The organism is Mesorhizobium sp. M0106 (genome assembly GCF_040322715.1).
Lineage (GTDB): Bacteria > Pseudomonadota > Alphaproteobacteria > Rhizobiales > Rhizobiaceae > Mesorhizobium.
The window spans coordinates 362,592-375,000 of record NZ_JAMYUA010000001.1; the positions used below are offsets into that span (position 1 = coordinate 362,592).

Annotated in this window: 9 protein-coding genes, 1 tRNA gene, 2 rRNA genes and 1 pseudogene (1 of these 13 running past the window's edge); 9 read left to right on the plus strand and 4 right to left on the minus strand. The window is 61.1% G+C overall.

What is annotated here, in order from left to right:
- Positions 1 to 9: 9 nt before the first annotated feature.
- Both NKJ55_RS01750 and NKJ55_RS01755 read left to right on the plus strand, forming a co-directional pair.
- Positions 10 to 849, plus strand: coding sequence for a phosphoenolpyruvate hydrolase family protein (locus NKJ55_RS01750; protein WP_352448406.1), 840 nt, complete (start codon positions 10 to 12; stop codon positions 847 to 849).
- A 26-nt stretch (positions 850 to 875) separates the two neighbouring features.
- Complete coding sequence (locus NKJ55_RS01755) at positions 876 to 1,295, plus strand: cupin domain-containing protein (RefSeq protein WP_352448407.1); 420 nt, start codon at positions 876 to 878, stop codon at positions 1,293 to 1,295.
- A 12-nt stretch (positions 1,296 to 1,307) separates the two neighbouring features.
- Here NKJ55_RS01755 and NKJ55_RS01760 read toward each other — a convergent pair whose 3' ends face one another.
- Positions 1,308 to 2,495 carry a M24 family metallopeptidase gene (locus NKJ55_RS01760; RefSeq protein WP_352448408.1) on the minus strand — a complete coding sequence of 396 codons (1,188 nt, stop codon included), beginning with the start codon at positions 2,493 to 2,495 and terminating at the stop codon, positions 1,308 to 1,310.
- A gap of 366 nt (positions 2,496 to 2,861) precedes the next feature.
- Here NKJ55_RS01760 and NKJ55_RS01765 point away from each other — a divergent pair, with 366 nt between their 5' ends.
- From NKJ55_RS01765 to NKJ55_RS01795, 7 genes and pseudogenes are all read left to right on the plus strand, one after another.
- The gene (locus NKJ55_RS01765; RefSeq protein WP_352448409.1) at positions 2,862 to 4,472 is read left to right on the plus strand and encodes an ABC transporter substrate-binding protein; all 1,611 of its coding nucleotides are present in this window, start codon (positions 2,862 to 2,864) and stop codon (positions 4,470 to 4,472) included.
- Between the two features lie 287 nt (positions 4,473 to 4,759).
- On the plus strand, positions 4,760 to 5,746 hold the full coding sequence (locus tag NKJ55_RS01770; protein ID WP_352448410.1) for an ABC transporter permease: 987 nt from the start codon (positions 4,760 to 4,762) through the stop codon (positions 5,744 to 5,746).
- Positions 5,743 to 6,573 (plus strand): ABC transporter permease, encoded by an 831-nt coding sequence (locus NKJ55_RS01775; protein ID WP_352448411.1) that lies wholly within the window; start codon positions 5,743 to 5,745, stop codon positions 6,571 to 6,573. Before NKJ55_RS01770 ends, NKJ55_RS01775 begins: the two co-directional genes overlap by 4 nt.
- A complete protein-coding gene (locus NKJ55_RS01780) occupies positions 6,570 to 7,397 on the plus strand; it encodes an ABC transporter ATP-binding protein (protein ID WP_352448412.1) in 828 nt (275 codons plus the stop codon). The genes NKJ55_RS01775 and NKJ55_RS01780 overlap by 4 nt, the downstream gene beginning before the upstream one ends.
- On the plus strand, positions 7,394 to 8,185 hold the full coding sequence (locus NKJ55_RS01785; protein ID WP_352448413.1) for an ATP-binding cassette domain-containing protein: 792 nt from the start codon (positions 7,394 to 7,396) through the stop codon (positions 8,183 to 8,185). Before NKJ55_RS01780 ends, NKJ55_RS01785 begins: the two co-directional genes overlap by 4 nt.
- The gene (locus tag NKJ55_RS01790) at positions 8,182 to 8,688 is read left to right on the plus strand and encodes an L-2-amino-thiazoline-4-carboxylic acid hydrolase (RefSeq protein WP_352448414.1); all 507 of its coding nucleotides are present in this window, start codon (positions 8,182 to 8,184) and stop codon (positions 8,686 to 8,688) included. Before NKJ55_RS01785 ends, NKJ55_RS01790 begins: the two co-directional genes overlap by 4 nt.
- A 318-nt stretch (positions 8,689 to 9,006) precedes the next feature.
- A pseudogene (locus NKJ55_RS01795) lies at positions 9,007 to 9,333 on the plus strand (hypothetical protein).
- Between the two features lie 65 nt (positions 9,334 to 9,398).
- Here NKJ55_RS01795 and NKJ55_RS01800 read toward each other — a convergent pair.
- The 3 genes from NKJ55_RS01800 to NKJ55_RS01810 all read right to left on the minus strand — a co-directional run.
- A tRNA-Met gene (locus NKJ55_RS01800) sits at positions 9,399 to 9,475 on the minus strand.
- Positions 9,476 to 9,606: 131 nt separating this feature from the next.
- Positions 9,607 to 9,721: ribosomal RNA gene (rrf, locus tag NKJ55_RS01805) — 5S ribosomal RNA — on the minus strand.
- A gap of 96 nt (positions 9,722 to 9,817) precedes the next feature.
- A 23S ribosomal RNA gene (locus NKJ55_RS01810) occupies positions 9,818 to 12,409 on the minus strand (it continues 207 nt past the right edge of the window).

A 12,409-nucleotide genomic window follows, 5' to 3' on the forward strand; every position in this document is an offset into this window, starting at 1 on the left:
CACCAAGACATGGCCGCCATACCGCGCAAGAAAATCCTGGAGAAATTCCGCAAGATGATCGCGGACGGCGTGCCGATCGTCGGCGGCGGTGCCGGCACCGGCCTGTCGGCCAAGGCAGAGGAAGCCGGCGGCATCGACCTGATCATCATCTACAATTCCGGCCGCTACCGCATGGCCGGGCGCGGCTCGGCCGCCGGCCTGCTCGCCTATGGCAACGCCAACGAGATCGTCAAGGAAATGGCCTACGAAGTGCTGCCGGTAGTGAAGAAGACGCCTGTGCTGGCCGGCGTCAACGGCACCGATCCCTTCGTCATCATGCCGCTGCTTTTGGCCGAGTTGAAGACGATGGGCTTTTCCGGTGTGCAGAACTTTCCGACCATCGGACTGTTCGACGGCCAGATGCGGCAGAGTTTTGAAGAAACCGGCATGGGCTTCGGGCTCGAGGTCGACATGATCGCCGAGGCTCACAAACTCGACCTGTTGACCACGCCCTATGTCTTCAACCCAGACGAGGCGCGCGCCATGACAACAGCTGGCGCCGACATCGTCGTCGCCCATATGGGGGTGACCACCGGCGGCTCGATTGGCGCGACATCGGCTAAATCGCTGGACGACTGTGTGAGCGAGATCGACGCCATCGCCAAAGCGGCACGCTCAGCGCGCGAGGATATGATCCTGCTTTGCCATGGCGGGCCGATCTCGATGCCGGACGACGCCAGATATATTCTCGAGCGCTGCAAGGGCCTGCACGGGTTCTATGGCGCCAGTTCGATGGAGCGGCTGCCGGCGGAAGCCTCAATCGCCAGGCAGACGGCGGATTTCAAGGCGGTCACGTTCGGCGCTGCGTAGAGACCAGCAAACAGAAGGGTGGAACGATGACCGACAACAGCAAGGTATTCGTATATCCAAAAGACGTCAGCGCCTTCGGCTTCGACTGGGGCAGGCTGTCGCTGACGGTCGCTCCCGAAGTGAACGGCGCAAAGCGATTTTCCGGTGGTGTCGTCGACCTACCGTCAGGCAAAGGCCATACGCGTCATAACCATCCGGGTGCGGAGGAGATCATCTTTGTCATCTCAGGCAATGGCGAGCAGATGGTCGAAGACGAGAAAGGCAACCCGGTCGTCGAGAAAGTCGGCCCCGGCTGCACCATCTATGTGCCGGAAAGCCGCTTCCACTCGACGCTCAATACCGGCGACGGGCCGATGCAGCTTTTCGTCGTCTATTCGCCGGCAGGGCCGGAACTGGCATTGCGGGAGTTGCCGGATTTCAGGTTGATGCCGCCGGGCGGGAAGTGAGATAGAAGGCGCCTAAGCCCCACCCCTGTTCCAGCCCCTGCCCCGATCGCCGAACATGACGTAACCGGCATCGGTCACCGCCACCGTGTCCTCCAGCTTGATGAAGCCGCGCGTCGGGTGGAGCATGGTCGTCTCGACCGAAAGCACCATGTTCTTCTCCAGCGGCTTTGCGGCATAGGTGCCTTCATAGGTCACCGGATGGTTGGTCATCAGGAACGGCGCTTCATGCGTGATCAGCCCCATGCCATGCGCGAAGAAATCAGTATAGGCCGCAACCTTGGATTTCTTCAGAACGCCTTCGGCACGAGAAATCATGTCACCGCCCAGCGTGCCCGCCTTGACCTTGGAGAAGGCCGCCTGCTGCACTGCCTCGATCTCGGCCAGCAGATCCTCGAGTTCGGCGTCAGGGTCGCCCAGCACGCCCATGCGGCAAAGATCGCCGACATAGCCGTGGTAGTTGCCGCCGGAATCGATCGACATCACCTCGCCCTTCCTCCACGCCTGCGGCGAGGCGGCGCGGTTGTGGCTGGAGCCTAGCGTCAACAGGCAATATTCGAAATGCGCGCCGCGATTGGTCTCCTCGCGCCTGAGCTGTTCGATGATCTCGCTCTTGGTCGTGCCTTCGCGTGCCCAGCCGATGGTCGCCAGCATGGAATCGGTGATCAGCTCAGAAGCGATGCGCAGCTTTTCCAGCTCCGCCTCGGTTTTGATTGCCCGCATGCGCTCCAGCATATCAGTCGCATCGATCAGCTTGGCATCCGGCAGCGCGTTGCGGATCAGCATATAGGCGTCGGACGGCAGGAAGGCGGGCTCGATGCCGATGCGGGCATTGCCCTTACCGATCTTTCGCAAATGCTCGACCGCCAGATTGGCGGCATCGAGCGTACCCCAGCAGGCGGCATGCAGTGTCGGCGTCCAGAACGGATGATTCTGGTGCTCGCCGCCTTCCATGCGGTTGCCGATATAGGCGGCATGCTCCGGCCCACCTTTCTCATAGACAACGACAGGCAGATAACGGCTGTGGCCGATTGCATCCATGGCGGCGAAGAAGATGAACTTGTAGCCGCCAAGCAGATATTGCGTGTTGTGATTGGAGGTGGCGAGCAGCACGTCGATGCCGGCCTCCTCCATCAGCCCGTCCACCCTGGCCTGGTCGAACGGCACGCTGCCGACGGCATTCTTGCCTGGGGCAATGTTCATGTCTCTCTCCCTGAAATCCCTTAGCCGGCCGCTCGCCGGCACCGGCTTTTCCGGCTCTGAACCTCGGCTATGCTTAAATGTGCATCATTTTGCCCGATCTGGTCCAGCCAGAACGGGCGAACCAGCCCCAAAAGCTGCTCCACCTGCTGCACTTTACTCCAGTCTGGTCCTGCTAGAACCGCGCGTCGAACCGTTTTCTGTACAACTGGTCCAGCGGACGGAAATTTCAAAGCCACGTAGAGATGCGCCAATTCCGTCTTTGGCGAAACCCCGCACAAGGCCCATAATCAGCTTTGCAGGATGCTTACGAGCGTCCGAGGGGTACGGCGGACCCGGCCGGGTCCGCGGAGAGGACGGAGTTCGATCATGCCAGAGTTCACCATTTCCAGACGTACAATGCTGGCCGGTTCGGCATTGCTGTTGGCCTCCACCGCCATGCCGACGATCGGCTCGGCGCAGACGCCGAGAAAGGGCGGACGACTGGTTGTCGCCGCCGATTCCGAGCCGCGCAACCTCAATCCGGCGATTGTCGCCTCGAACGGCGTCTTCTTCATCTCGAGCAAGATCGTGGAAACCTTGGCCGAGGCCTCCTTCGGCGGCAAGGACGGGCTCGATCCGCGCCTGGCGCTCAGCTGGGAAGGTGCCGCCGACGGCCTGTCGGTGACGTTCAAACTGCGCGAGGGCGTCAAATGGCATGATGGGAAGCCATTCACCTCAGCCGATGTCGCCTTCTCGGCGCTGCAGGTCTGGAAGCCGCTGCAGAATCTCGGCCGCACCGTGTTCAAGGATCTGGAGGCGGTCGACACGCCGGACGAAACCACAGCCGTGTTCAAATTCGCCAAGCCGACACCGTTCCAGCTAATCCGCAACGCCTTGCCGGCGCTGAGCAGCGTGGTGCCCAAGCACATCTACGAGACCGGAAAGATCGAGGACAACCCGGCCAACAACGCCCCGGTCGGCACCGGACCGTTCAAATTTGCCGAATACAAGCCCGGCGAATATTACCGGCTGGAGAAGAACACCGACTATTGGGGCAAGGACGAGCCCTATCTCGACGAGATCATCTATCAGGTGCTGCCGGACCGCACGTCGGCGGCCAGCGCCCTGGAAGCCGAAGAGATCCAGCTCGCCGCCTTCTCCGCCGTGCCCCTGGCCGATCTCGACCGCATCTCCAAAGTGCCCGGTCTCAAGGTGATCACCAAGGGTTATGAAGGGCTGACCTACCAGCTCGTCGTCGAGATCAATCATCGCCGCAAGGAGCTGGCCGACCTGAAAGTACGCCAGGCGATCGCTCACGCCATCGACAAGGATTTCGTCGTCAAGACGGTATTCCTTGGCTATGCCGCCACCGCCACTGGCCCGGTGCCGAAAAACGACCCGCAATTCTACACCGCCGACGTGCCGACCTACGCTTTCGACGTCGCCAAGGCCAACGCCTTGCTTGACGAGGCCGGCTACAGCCGGGGCGATGACGGCAAACGCTTTTCACTGAGATTGCTGCCCGCGCCTTACTTCAACGAAACCAAACAGTTCGGCGACTATCTGCGCCAGGCGCTCGCCGTCATTGGCATCGACGCCCAGCTGGTCAACAACGACTCTGCCGCGCACATCAAGGCGGTTTACACCGACCACGCCTTCGACCTTGCGGTCGGGCCGCCGGTGTTCCGCGGCGATCCGGCGATCTCGACCACCATCCTGGTGCAGAGCGGTATTCCCGACGGCGTGCCCTTCTCCAACCAGGGTGGCTACAAGAATGCCGATCTCGACGCCCTGATCGCCAAGGCATCGGAGACGCTCGACACCGCCGCCCGCACCGAACTCTACAAGGAGTTCCAGAGAAAAGTTGCCGCCGACCTGCCGCTGATCAACGTCGCCGAATGGAGTTTCATCAGCGTCGCCCGCGATATGGTCAACAACATCGCTAACAACCCGCGCTGGGCAGTATCGAACTGGGCGGACACTTGGCTCGCGGGGTAAGGAAGTCTCTCCAGACTTGCGTGCCGCTTGTGTGGGTGCTCAGCTTCAGCGATGAGAGCTTTTTCGCGCCCCCCTCTGTCCTGCCCTCTTTGCCACCACTTGGCATCTCCCCCACGAGCGGGGAGATCGGCTGTCATTGTCGCTTTCGCCAATCTCCAGCGTTGCAAGACGGCCGGCATCGCCGAAACTGCCAATCTCCCTCCTTGTGGGGGAGATGTCCGGCAGGACAGAGGGGGGCGCCGTAAAGCGCGGCACCGAAGACTTGGCTCTCCTATCGGCGTTGCGCCATGACCCGCGCCGTCATCCTCCTTCGCCGCCGTCTCGTCGGCAGCATCTTCGTGCTGCTGATTGTCGTCATCGGCACGTTCCTGTTGCTCGAAGCCGCTCCCGGCGACGCGGTCGATGCCTACATCGTCTCGACCGGAGGCGACGCCGGCATGATCGAGCTGTTGCGTCACCGCTGGGGGCTCGACCAGTCGGAGCTGACACGGCTCGCCAATTACCTTTGGGCGCTGCTGCATCTCGATCTCGGCCAATCGGTCAGCTTTTCGCGGCCGATCCGCGATGTCATCCTCGAGCGCCTGCCCAACACGCTGCTGTTGATGGGGAGCGCCACGGCGCTCTCCTTCGGCCTCGGCTCGGCTCTCGGCATCTATGCCGGCGCCAGACCCGGCAGCTTCCGCGATCGCTTCCTGTCCATCGGTTCGCTGGCGCTCTATGCCGTGCCGGGCTTCTGGCTCGGGCTTGTGCTGATCATTGTCTTCGCCGTCGACCTGCGCTGGTTTCCGATCGGCGGCATCGAGAGTATCGCCTCGGCCAGGAGCGGCCTCGATCGCGCCGCCGACATCGCCCGCCATCTCGTCCTGCCGGTTTCGGCGCTCGGCTTCATTTATCTCGCGCTCTATCTGCGCATGATGCGCGCCGGCATGGCCGAGGTGTGGCGGCAGGACTTTGTGCTGGCCGCCCGTGCCAGGGGACTTTCCCGCCGTCGCATCGTGCTCGCTCACGTCGCCCGTAACGCGCTGTTGCCGCTGGTCACCATGTTCGGCCTGCAGTCGGCGCAAATGCTGGGCGGCAGCGTCGTCATCGAGAGCGTCTTTTCCGTCCCCGGCCTCGGCCGGCTGGCGCAGGAAGCGGTGGCCGCGCGGGATACCCCACTACTGCTCGGCATTATTCTCACCAGCGCTGTCCTGGTCGTCATCATCAACCTTCTCGTCGACATCGCCTACGCCTTCCTCGATCCGCGCGTCGGCGCCAGTGAGGCCGGCGCGTGAGCCCGCTTCGCCGCTTTCTCCGGACCCCGGAAGCGATCGCCGGCGCGGTCATCCTGGCGGCGCTGTTTGCCGTGGCGCTTGCCGCACCTTTGTTCTTTCCCGGCGATCCGCAGGCGATTGCCGGGCCGGCGTTGCTGCCGCCGTTCCAGGACTGGTCGTTGCCACTCGGCACCGACCGCCTCGGCCGCAACGTGCTTGCCGAGCTTTTCCACGGCGCCCGCACCTCGCTGGCGGTCGGGCTGGCAGCAGCCGCCGCCGCCCTTGCCGTCGGTGCCGTGATCGGCACGTTGGCCGGCTTTGCCGGCGGTCTTGTCGACGAGATGCTGATGCGCATCACCGACGCTTTCCAGACCGTCCCAGCCTTTCTGCTGGCTTTGGCTTTCGTCAGCATCGTCGGGCCGTCGCTCGGCGTCATCGTCGCTGCGATCGCGCTGGGCGCCTGGACCGGACCGGCACGCGTGGCGCGCGCCGAAGTGCTGTCGATCCGCGAGCGCGATTTTGTTGCCGGCGCCCGCGTCATCGGCATGCATCCGCTGGAGATCGCCTTTCGCGAGGTGCTCCCCAATGCGCTGCCGCCGGTAATGGCTTTGTCGTCGGTGATCGTCGCCGCGGCGATTCTCACCGAAGCGGCATTGTCCTTCCTCGGCCTTGGCGACCCCAACCGCGTAACCTGGGGCGGCATGATCGCCGAAGGCCGCGCCGTGCTGCGCACCGCGCCCTTCCTGTCGATCATTCCGGGCGTAGCGCTCGTGCTGACCGTGCTCGGCGTCTATCTCACCGGCGAAGGCGTCGTCGAGACCACGGCGATGAGGAGGAGCCTGTCGTGACGGCGCTTGCTTCGATTCGCAGTCTGACGGTGACCTATCGCCGCGACGGCGCCGAGGTGGCGGCGCTAAAGAATGTCAGCCTCGACATCCCCGCCGGCGAGCGCTTTGCCATCATCGGCGAGAGCGGTTCCGGCAAGAGCACGCTGGCGCTAGCCATTGCCGGGCTGCTGCCGGCCACTGCCAAGATCGAAGGCCGTATCGATTGGCTCTTGCGCCCGCCACCAATGTTTGGTGCCAAGGCACCTGCCGGTCTTCGCGACCATGCTCCAATCGGTGGCCGTGACATGGGCTTTATTTTCCAGGACCCATCCGCAAGTCTCGATCCGGTGATGCCAATCGGCAAGCAGATCGCGGAAGTCGCCTACACCCATCTCGGCCTCAGTTGGCGAGACGCCTATGCCAAGGCAAAAACCCTGCTCGAACGCGTCCGTCTGCCCGACCCCGATGCCGCTTTGCGCGCGTTTCCACATCAGCTCTCCGGCGGCCAGAAGCAGCGCGTGGCGATCGCCGCAGCGATTGCGGCCGGGCCGAAACTGCTGATCGCCGACGAGGCGACCAGTGCGCTGGACACCATCGTGCAGGCCGAGATTGTCGGGCTGATCCGGCGACTGGTGGCCGAGGACGGTATGACGCTGCTGTTCATCAGCCACGACATTGCGCTGGCCGCTGAGCTTGCAGAGCGCATCGCGGTGTTCCGGCATGGCGAGCTGCTCGAGCTCGATTCGACAGCCCAAATCGTCAATGCCCCGCGGCACGCATACACTCGTGTGCTGCTTGACGCTCATCTCGGCCTCGACGCCGAGCCGCTGTTGCGGCGAACATGACCGACCCACTGCTCGCCGTTTCCGGCCTGACCAAACGATACAGTCGCGGCGGCAAGACCATCGCCGCGGTCGACGACGTCTCCTTCCACATCGACCCCGGCGAGACGCTGGCGCTGGCCGGACCTTCCGGCAGCGGCAAGTCGACGATAGCTCGTCTAGTGCTCCGGCTCATCGAATTCGATACCGGCAGTATCGAATTTGAAGGCAGCGATTTCCTGTCGCTGAACGGCGCTGCCTTGCGCGGCCGGCGCACTCGTCTTCAGATGGTGTTTCAGGATCCGCTCGCCGCCTTGAACCCACGCGCCACAGTCGCGCGTGTGCTCGACGACCCCTTGCGCATCCATCACATTGCCTCTGGCCCCGAGCGCCCGCGCCGTATTGCAGCTCTGCTGGAACGCGTCGGCCTCAGCCCCGGTCTCGCCGGCCGCGCCATTCACGAAATTTCCGGCGGCCAACGCCAGCGCGTTGCAATCGCCCGCGCCATCGCCACGAAACCGTCGCTGGTCGTGCTCGACGAGGCCGTGTCGGCGCTCGACGTTTCGGTTCGCGCGCAGATCCTGCGGCTGCTGCTCGACCTTCAACGCGAGGAGCGCATCGCCTATCTGTTCATTTCGCACGATCTCGGCGTCGTCCGTGCCATCGCCCACCGCATCGCCATTCTGGACGGCGGGCGGATTGCCGAGCGCGGCGATGCCCGCACCGTCATCGACGCGCCGCAATCCGCGATCGGCAAGGCGCTGGTGGCGGCAGCGCCAAGACTTTCGAGGATCGAACAGGACGCATCATGACCGACGCCGAAGTCAGAGCCGAAAAACTGTCGCGCGAACTCGATTCCGCCTTCCGCAACCGTGCCGATCTCTATCGTCTGTTGCTCGACGAGCTGACCGCGGAAGTTGGCGCGGAAAAGGCTGAGGCGATCATGATCCGCACCATCGAACGGCGAGGCAGGGAGGTTGCGGCGGCGGCCTTCGCCGATTTCGGCCCCAACGACGCACCGGCGATCGGCGAGGCGTTCCTGGCCGTCAGCCCGGATGGCGGCCGCATGTATCCGACCGATGTCGAACGCGGCCCGGACCGCATCGCCTTCAGGGTCAGGCGCTGCCCGCTGAAGGACGCCTGGGTCGAAGCCGGCATCGACGACGAGAAGCTCGCCACGCTCTGCCGCATCGCCGGCGCCTTCGATCGCGGCCTGTTCGAGGCCACCGGAGTGCGCTTCGACAACGTCACCTGGACGGCGGGCCACGGTTCCGGCTGCTGCCACATCGCCTTGACCAACCGCGATGCCGGTTAGAGCTGCAGCTCGAGCCATGTCGGCGAAGAAGTAGAGTTCCGTTCCGTTGGGCAGCACGGAGCCAAAAACCCCGGCGCCATAAGGCAAGCGGGGATTTTGATGTGTGCATTGCAGGGAGTTCGTGCGGACAGTATCTGCCTCGGTGTCCCGCTGTGTCGGCTTCGTTGCTAAGTGTCCGGGTTGCTACGTGTCCGGCCGGACGCGTCTTTGTGGGTTCATGGCTGTGGCTTCGAGCCACGGCAATCAAATCAATCCGAGATTCTGTCGGATTGCGGCATCCTTGTTCGTCTTCTGTAGGGGAGTTCCTGGAGGTGAATTATGAGCGAATTGCCGCTGGTCAAAACGCGACGCAAAGGCAAGACCCTTACGCAGAGCATGCTGATCCCAACCGAGAAAATGGTCGCTGACGAGCTCCGGGCTGCACGACCTGACCACTTGTCGGACCTTGCGGAGTTACGACGTAAGCTCGCGGCAAAATACGGAGCAGACGCCTGCTGCCCAGTGACTGTGCGGCGGCACCTGGTGCATATCAGTTAAGACGGCAGCGCGCCTTTTTGGCGCGTCGTAAATCCCGATCGGCCATTCGCCCCACGTATGAGAGGTGGATCGGAGCACATACGCGAAAAATTGGCCGCGGAATGCTAAGTGTCCTGTCGCCGTACTTCAGCCCATACGAAAACGGCCCGCACAAGGCGGGCCGTTTTCGAATTTGGTTGCGGGGACAGGATTTGAACCTGTGACCTTCAGGTTATGAGCCTGACGAGCTACCGGGCTGCTCCACCCCGCGTCAACCCTAAAGGTAAGCCTTGGCTCACCAGATTCAAGCTTCCGCCAAATGAAAGGGCTGCTTTCGCGGCCCGGAGTCCCCGTTGGCGGGCCTGTTCGTAAGGAGAAGATTAAACAACGTGCGCTTGGCAGACCTGGCAGCGACCTACTCTCCCGCGTCTTGAGACGAAGTACCATCAGCGCTGGAGCGTTTCACGGCCGAGTTCGGAATGGGATCGGGTGCAGCCGCTCCGCCATAACCACCAGGTCGGCAAAACGCACGTTGCTCGAGAAGCTGTTTTCTGTGCCATCCATTTCGGCGCAATCCAAGGATTGTCACTAGAAATGGGCATTAGGAATGAGAACGATCAAGCCGATCGAACTATTAGTACCGGTAAGCTTCAAGCGTTGCCGCTCTTCCACACCCGGCCTATCAACGTGGTCGTCTTCCACGGTTCTCAGGGAATACTCGTTTTAAGGTGGGTTTCCCGCTTAGATGCCTTCAGCGGTTATCCCGTCCGGATATAGCTACCCTGCTATGCGGCTGGCGCCACAACAGGTCCACCAGAGATCCGTCCATCCCGGTCCTCTCGTACTAGGGACAGATCCTTTCAATATTCCTACACCCACGGCAGATAGGGACCGAACTGTCTCACGACGTTCTGAACCCAACTCACGTACCGCTTTAAATGGCGAACAGCCATACCCTTGGGACCTGCTCCAGCCCCAGGATGCGATGAGTCGACATCGAGGTGCCAAACAACCCCGTCGATATGGACTCTTGGGGGTCATCAGCCTGTTATCCCCGGCGTACCTTTTATCCGTTGAGCGATGGCCCTTCCACGCGGGACCACCGGATCACTATGACCGACTTTCGTCTCTGCTCGACTTGTCAGTCTCGCAGTCAGGCAGGCTTATGCCATTGCACTCAGCGAACGATTTCCGACCGTTCTGAGCCCACCATCGCGCGCCTCCGTTACTCTTTAGGAGGCGACCGCCCCAGTCAAACTACCCACCATACATTGTCCCGGACCCGGATAACGGGCCGCGGTTAGACATCCATAGTGATAAGGGTGGTATTTCAAGGATGGCTCCACCTGAGCTGGCGCCCAGGTTTCAAAGCCTACCACCTATCCTACACATGCCACTACGAATGCCAATGTAAAGCTATAGTAAAGGTGCACGGGGTCTTTCCGTCTAACCGCAGGAACCCCGCATCTTCACGGGGAATTCAATTTCACTGAGTCTATGCTGGAGACAGCGGGGAAGTCGTTACGCCATTCGTGCAGGTCGGAACTTACCCGACAAGGAATTTCGCTACCTTAGGACCGTTATAGTTACGGCCGCCGTTTACTGGGGCTTCGATTCAGAGCTTGCACCCCTCCTCTTAACCTTCCAGCACCGGGCAGGCGTCAGACCCTATACGTCGTCTTGCGACTTCGCAGAGCCCTGTGTTTTTGATAAACAGTCGCTACCCCCTGGTCTGTGCCACCCTCCCATGCTTGCGCATGAAAGGGTCACGCTTCTTCCGAAGTTACGCGTGCAATTTGCCGAGTTCCTTCAGCATAGTTCTCTCAAGCGCCTTGGTATACTCTACCAGTCCACCAGTGTCGGTTTCGGGTACGGTCTATAAGGAGGAGCTATTTCCTGGAACCACGCAGCAGCCCTTTCAATCCGATAAGATTGGACTACCTCAATGATCCGTCACTTCCTCCAGGCCCACGAATATTAACGTGGTTCCCATCGTCTACGCATTTCTGCCTCGACTTAGGGGCCGGCTAACCCTGCTCAGATTAGCTTTAAGCAGGAACCCTTGGACTTTCGGCGGGGGAGTCTCTCACTCCCCTTACGTTACTCATGTCAGCATTCGCACTTCTGATACCTCCACCACCCCTCACGGGTATGGCTTCATCAGCTTACAGAACGCTCCGCTACCGCTTGCATTGCTGCAAACCCTAAGCTTCGGTGTATGGCTTTAGCCCCGTTACATTTTCGGCGCAAAGACCCTTATTTAGACCAGTGAGCTGTTACGCTTTCTTTAAATGATGGCTGCTTCTAAGCCAACATCCTGGTTGTTTTGGGATCCTCACATCCTTTCCCACTTAGCCATAACTTGGGGACCTTAGCTGTAGGTCAGGGTTGTTTCCCTTTTCACGACGGACGTTAGCACCCGCCGTGTGTCTGCCGACTATTACTCCCAGGTATTCGGAGTTTGGTTAGGTTTGGTAATCCGGTGAGGACCCCTAGCCCATCCAGTGCTCTACCCCCTGGGGTATTCGGTCGACGCTCTACCTAAATAGATTTCGCGGAGAACCAGCTATTTCCGAGTTTGATTGGCCTTTCACCCCTAGCCACAAGTCATCCCGAACTATTGCAACAGTTATGGGTTCGGTCCTCCAGTAAGTGTTACCTTACCTTCAACCTGCTCATGGCTAGATCACTCGGTTTCGGGTCTAATGCGACGAACTGAACGCCCTGTTCAGACTCGCTTTCGCTGCGCCTACACCTATCGGTTTAAGCTTGCTCGTCACACTAAGTCGCTGACCCATTATACAAAAGGTACGTGGTGACCCTTGCGGGCTCCCACTGTTTGTAGGCAATCGGTTTCAGGTACTCTTTCACTCCCCTTGTCGGGGTGCTTTTCACCTTTCCCTCACGGTACTAGTTCGCTATCGGTCATGCACGAGTACTTAGGCTTGGAGGGTGGTCCCCCCAATTTCAGACAGGATTTCACGTGTCCCGCCTTACTCGAGGACGATGATTTGCATTACGCGTACGGGGCTGTCACCCACTATGGCCCTACTTTCCAGAAGGTTCCGCTTGTCTCATCATCGCCACTGGCCTGGTCCGGGTTCGCTCGCCACTACTTCCGGAGTCTCGGTTGATGTCCTTTCCTACGGGTACTTAGATGTTTCAGTTCCCCGCGTTCGCCACTTTACCCTTATTTTATTCAGGG

Coding starts and splice junctions, on each gene's coding strand:
- NKJ55_RS01785 (WP_352448413.1), top strand. CDS start 7,394: ATGACCGACCCACTGCTCGCCGTTTCCGGCCTGACCAAACGATACAGT.
- NKJ55_RS01770 (WP_352448410.1), top strand. CDS start 4,760: ATGACCCGCGCCGTCATCCTCCTTCGCCGCCGTCTCGTCGGCAGCATC.
- NKJ55_RS01765 (WP_352448409.1), top strand. CDS start 2,862: ATGCCAGAGTTCACCATTTCCAGACGTACAATGCTGGCCGGTTCGGCA.
- NKJ55_RS01755 (WP_352448407.1), top strand. CDS start 876: ATGACCGACAACAGCAAGGTATTCGTATATCCAAAAGACGTCAGCGCC.
- NKJ55_RS01790 (WP_352448414.1), top strand. CDS start 8,182: ATGACCGACGCCGAAGTCAGAGCCGAAAAACTGTCGCGCGAACTCGAT.
- NKJ55_RS01760 (WP_352448408.1), bottom strand. CDS start 2,495: ATGAACATTGCCCCAGGCAAGAATGCCGTCGGCAGCGTGCCGTTCGAC.
- NKJ55_RS01750 (WP_352448406.1), top strand. CDS start 10: ATGGCCGCCATACCGCGCAAGAAAATCCTGGAGAAATTCCGCAAGATG.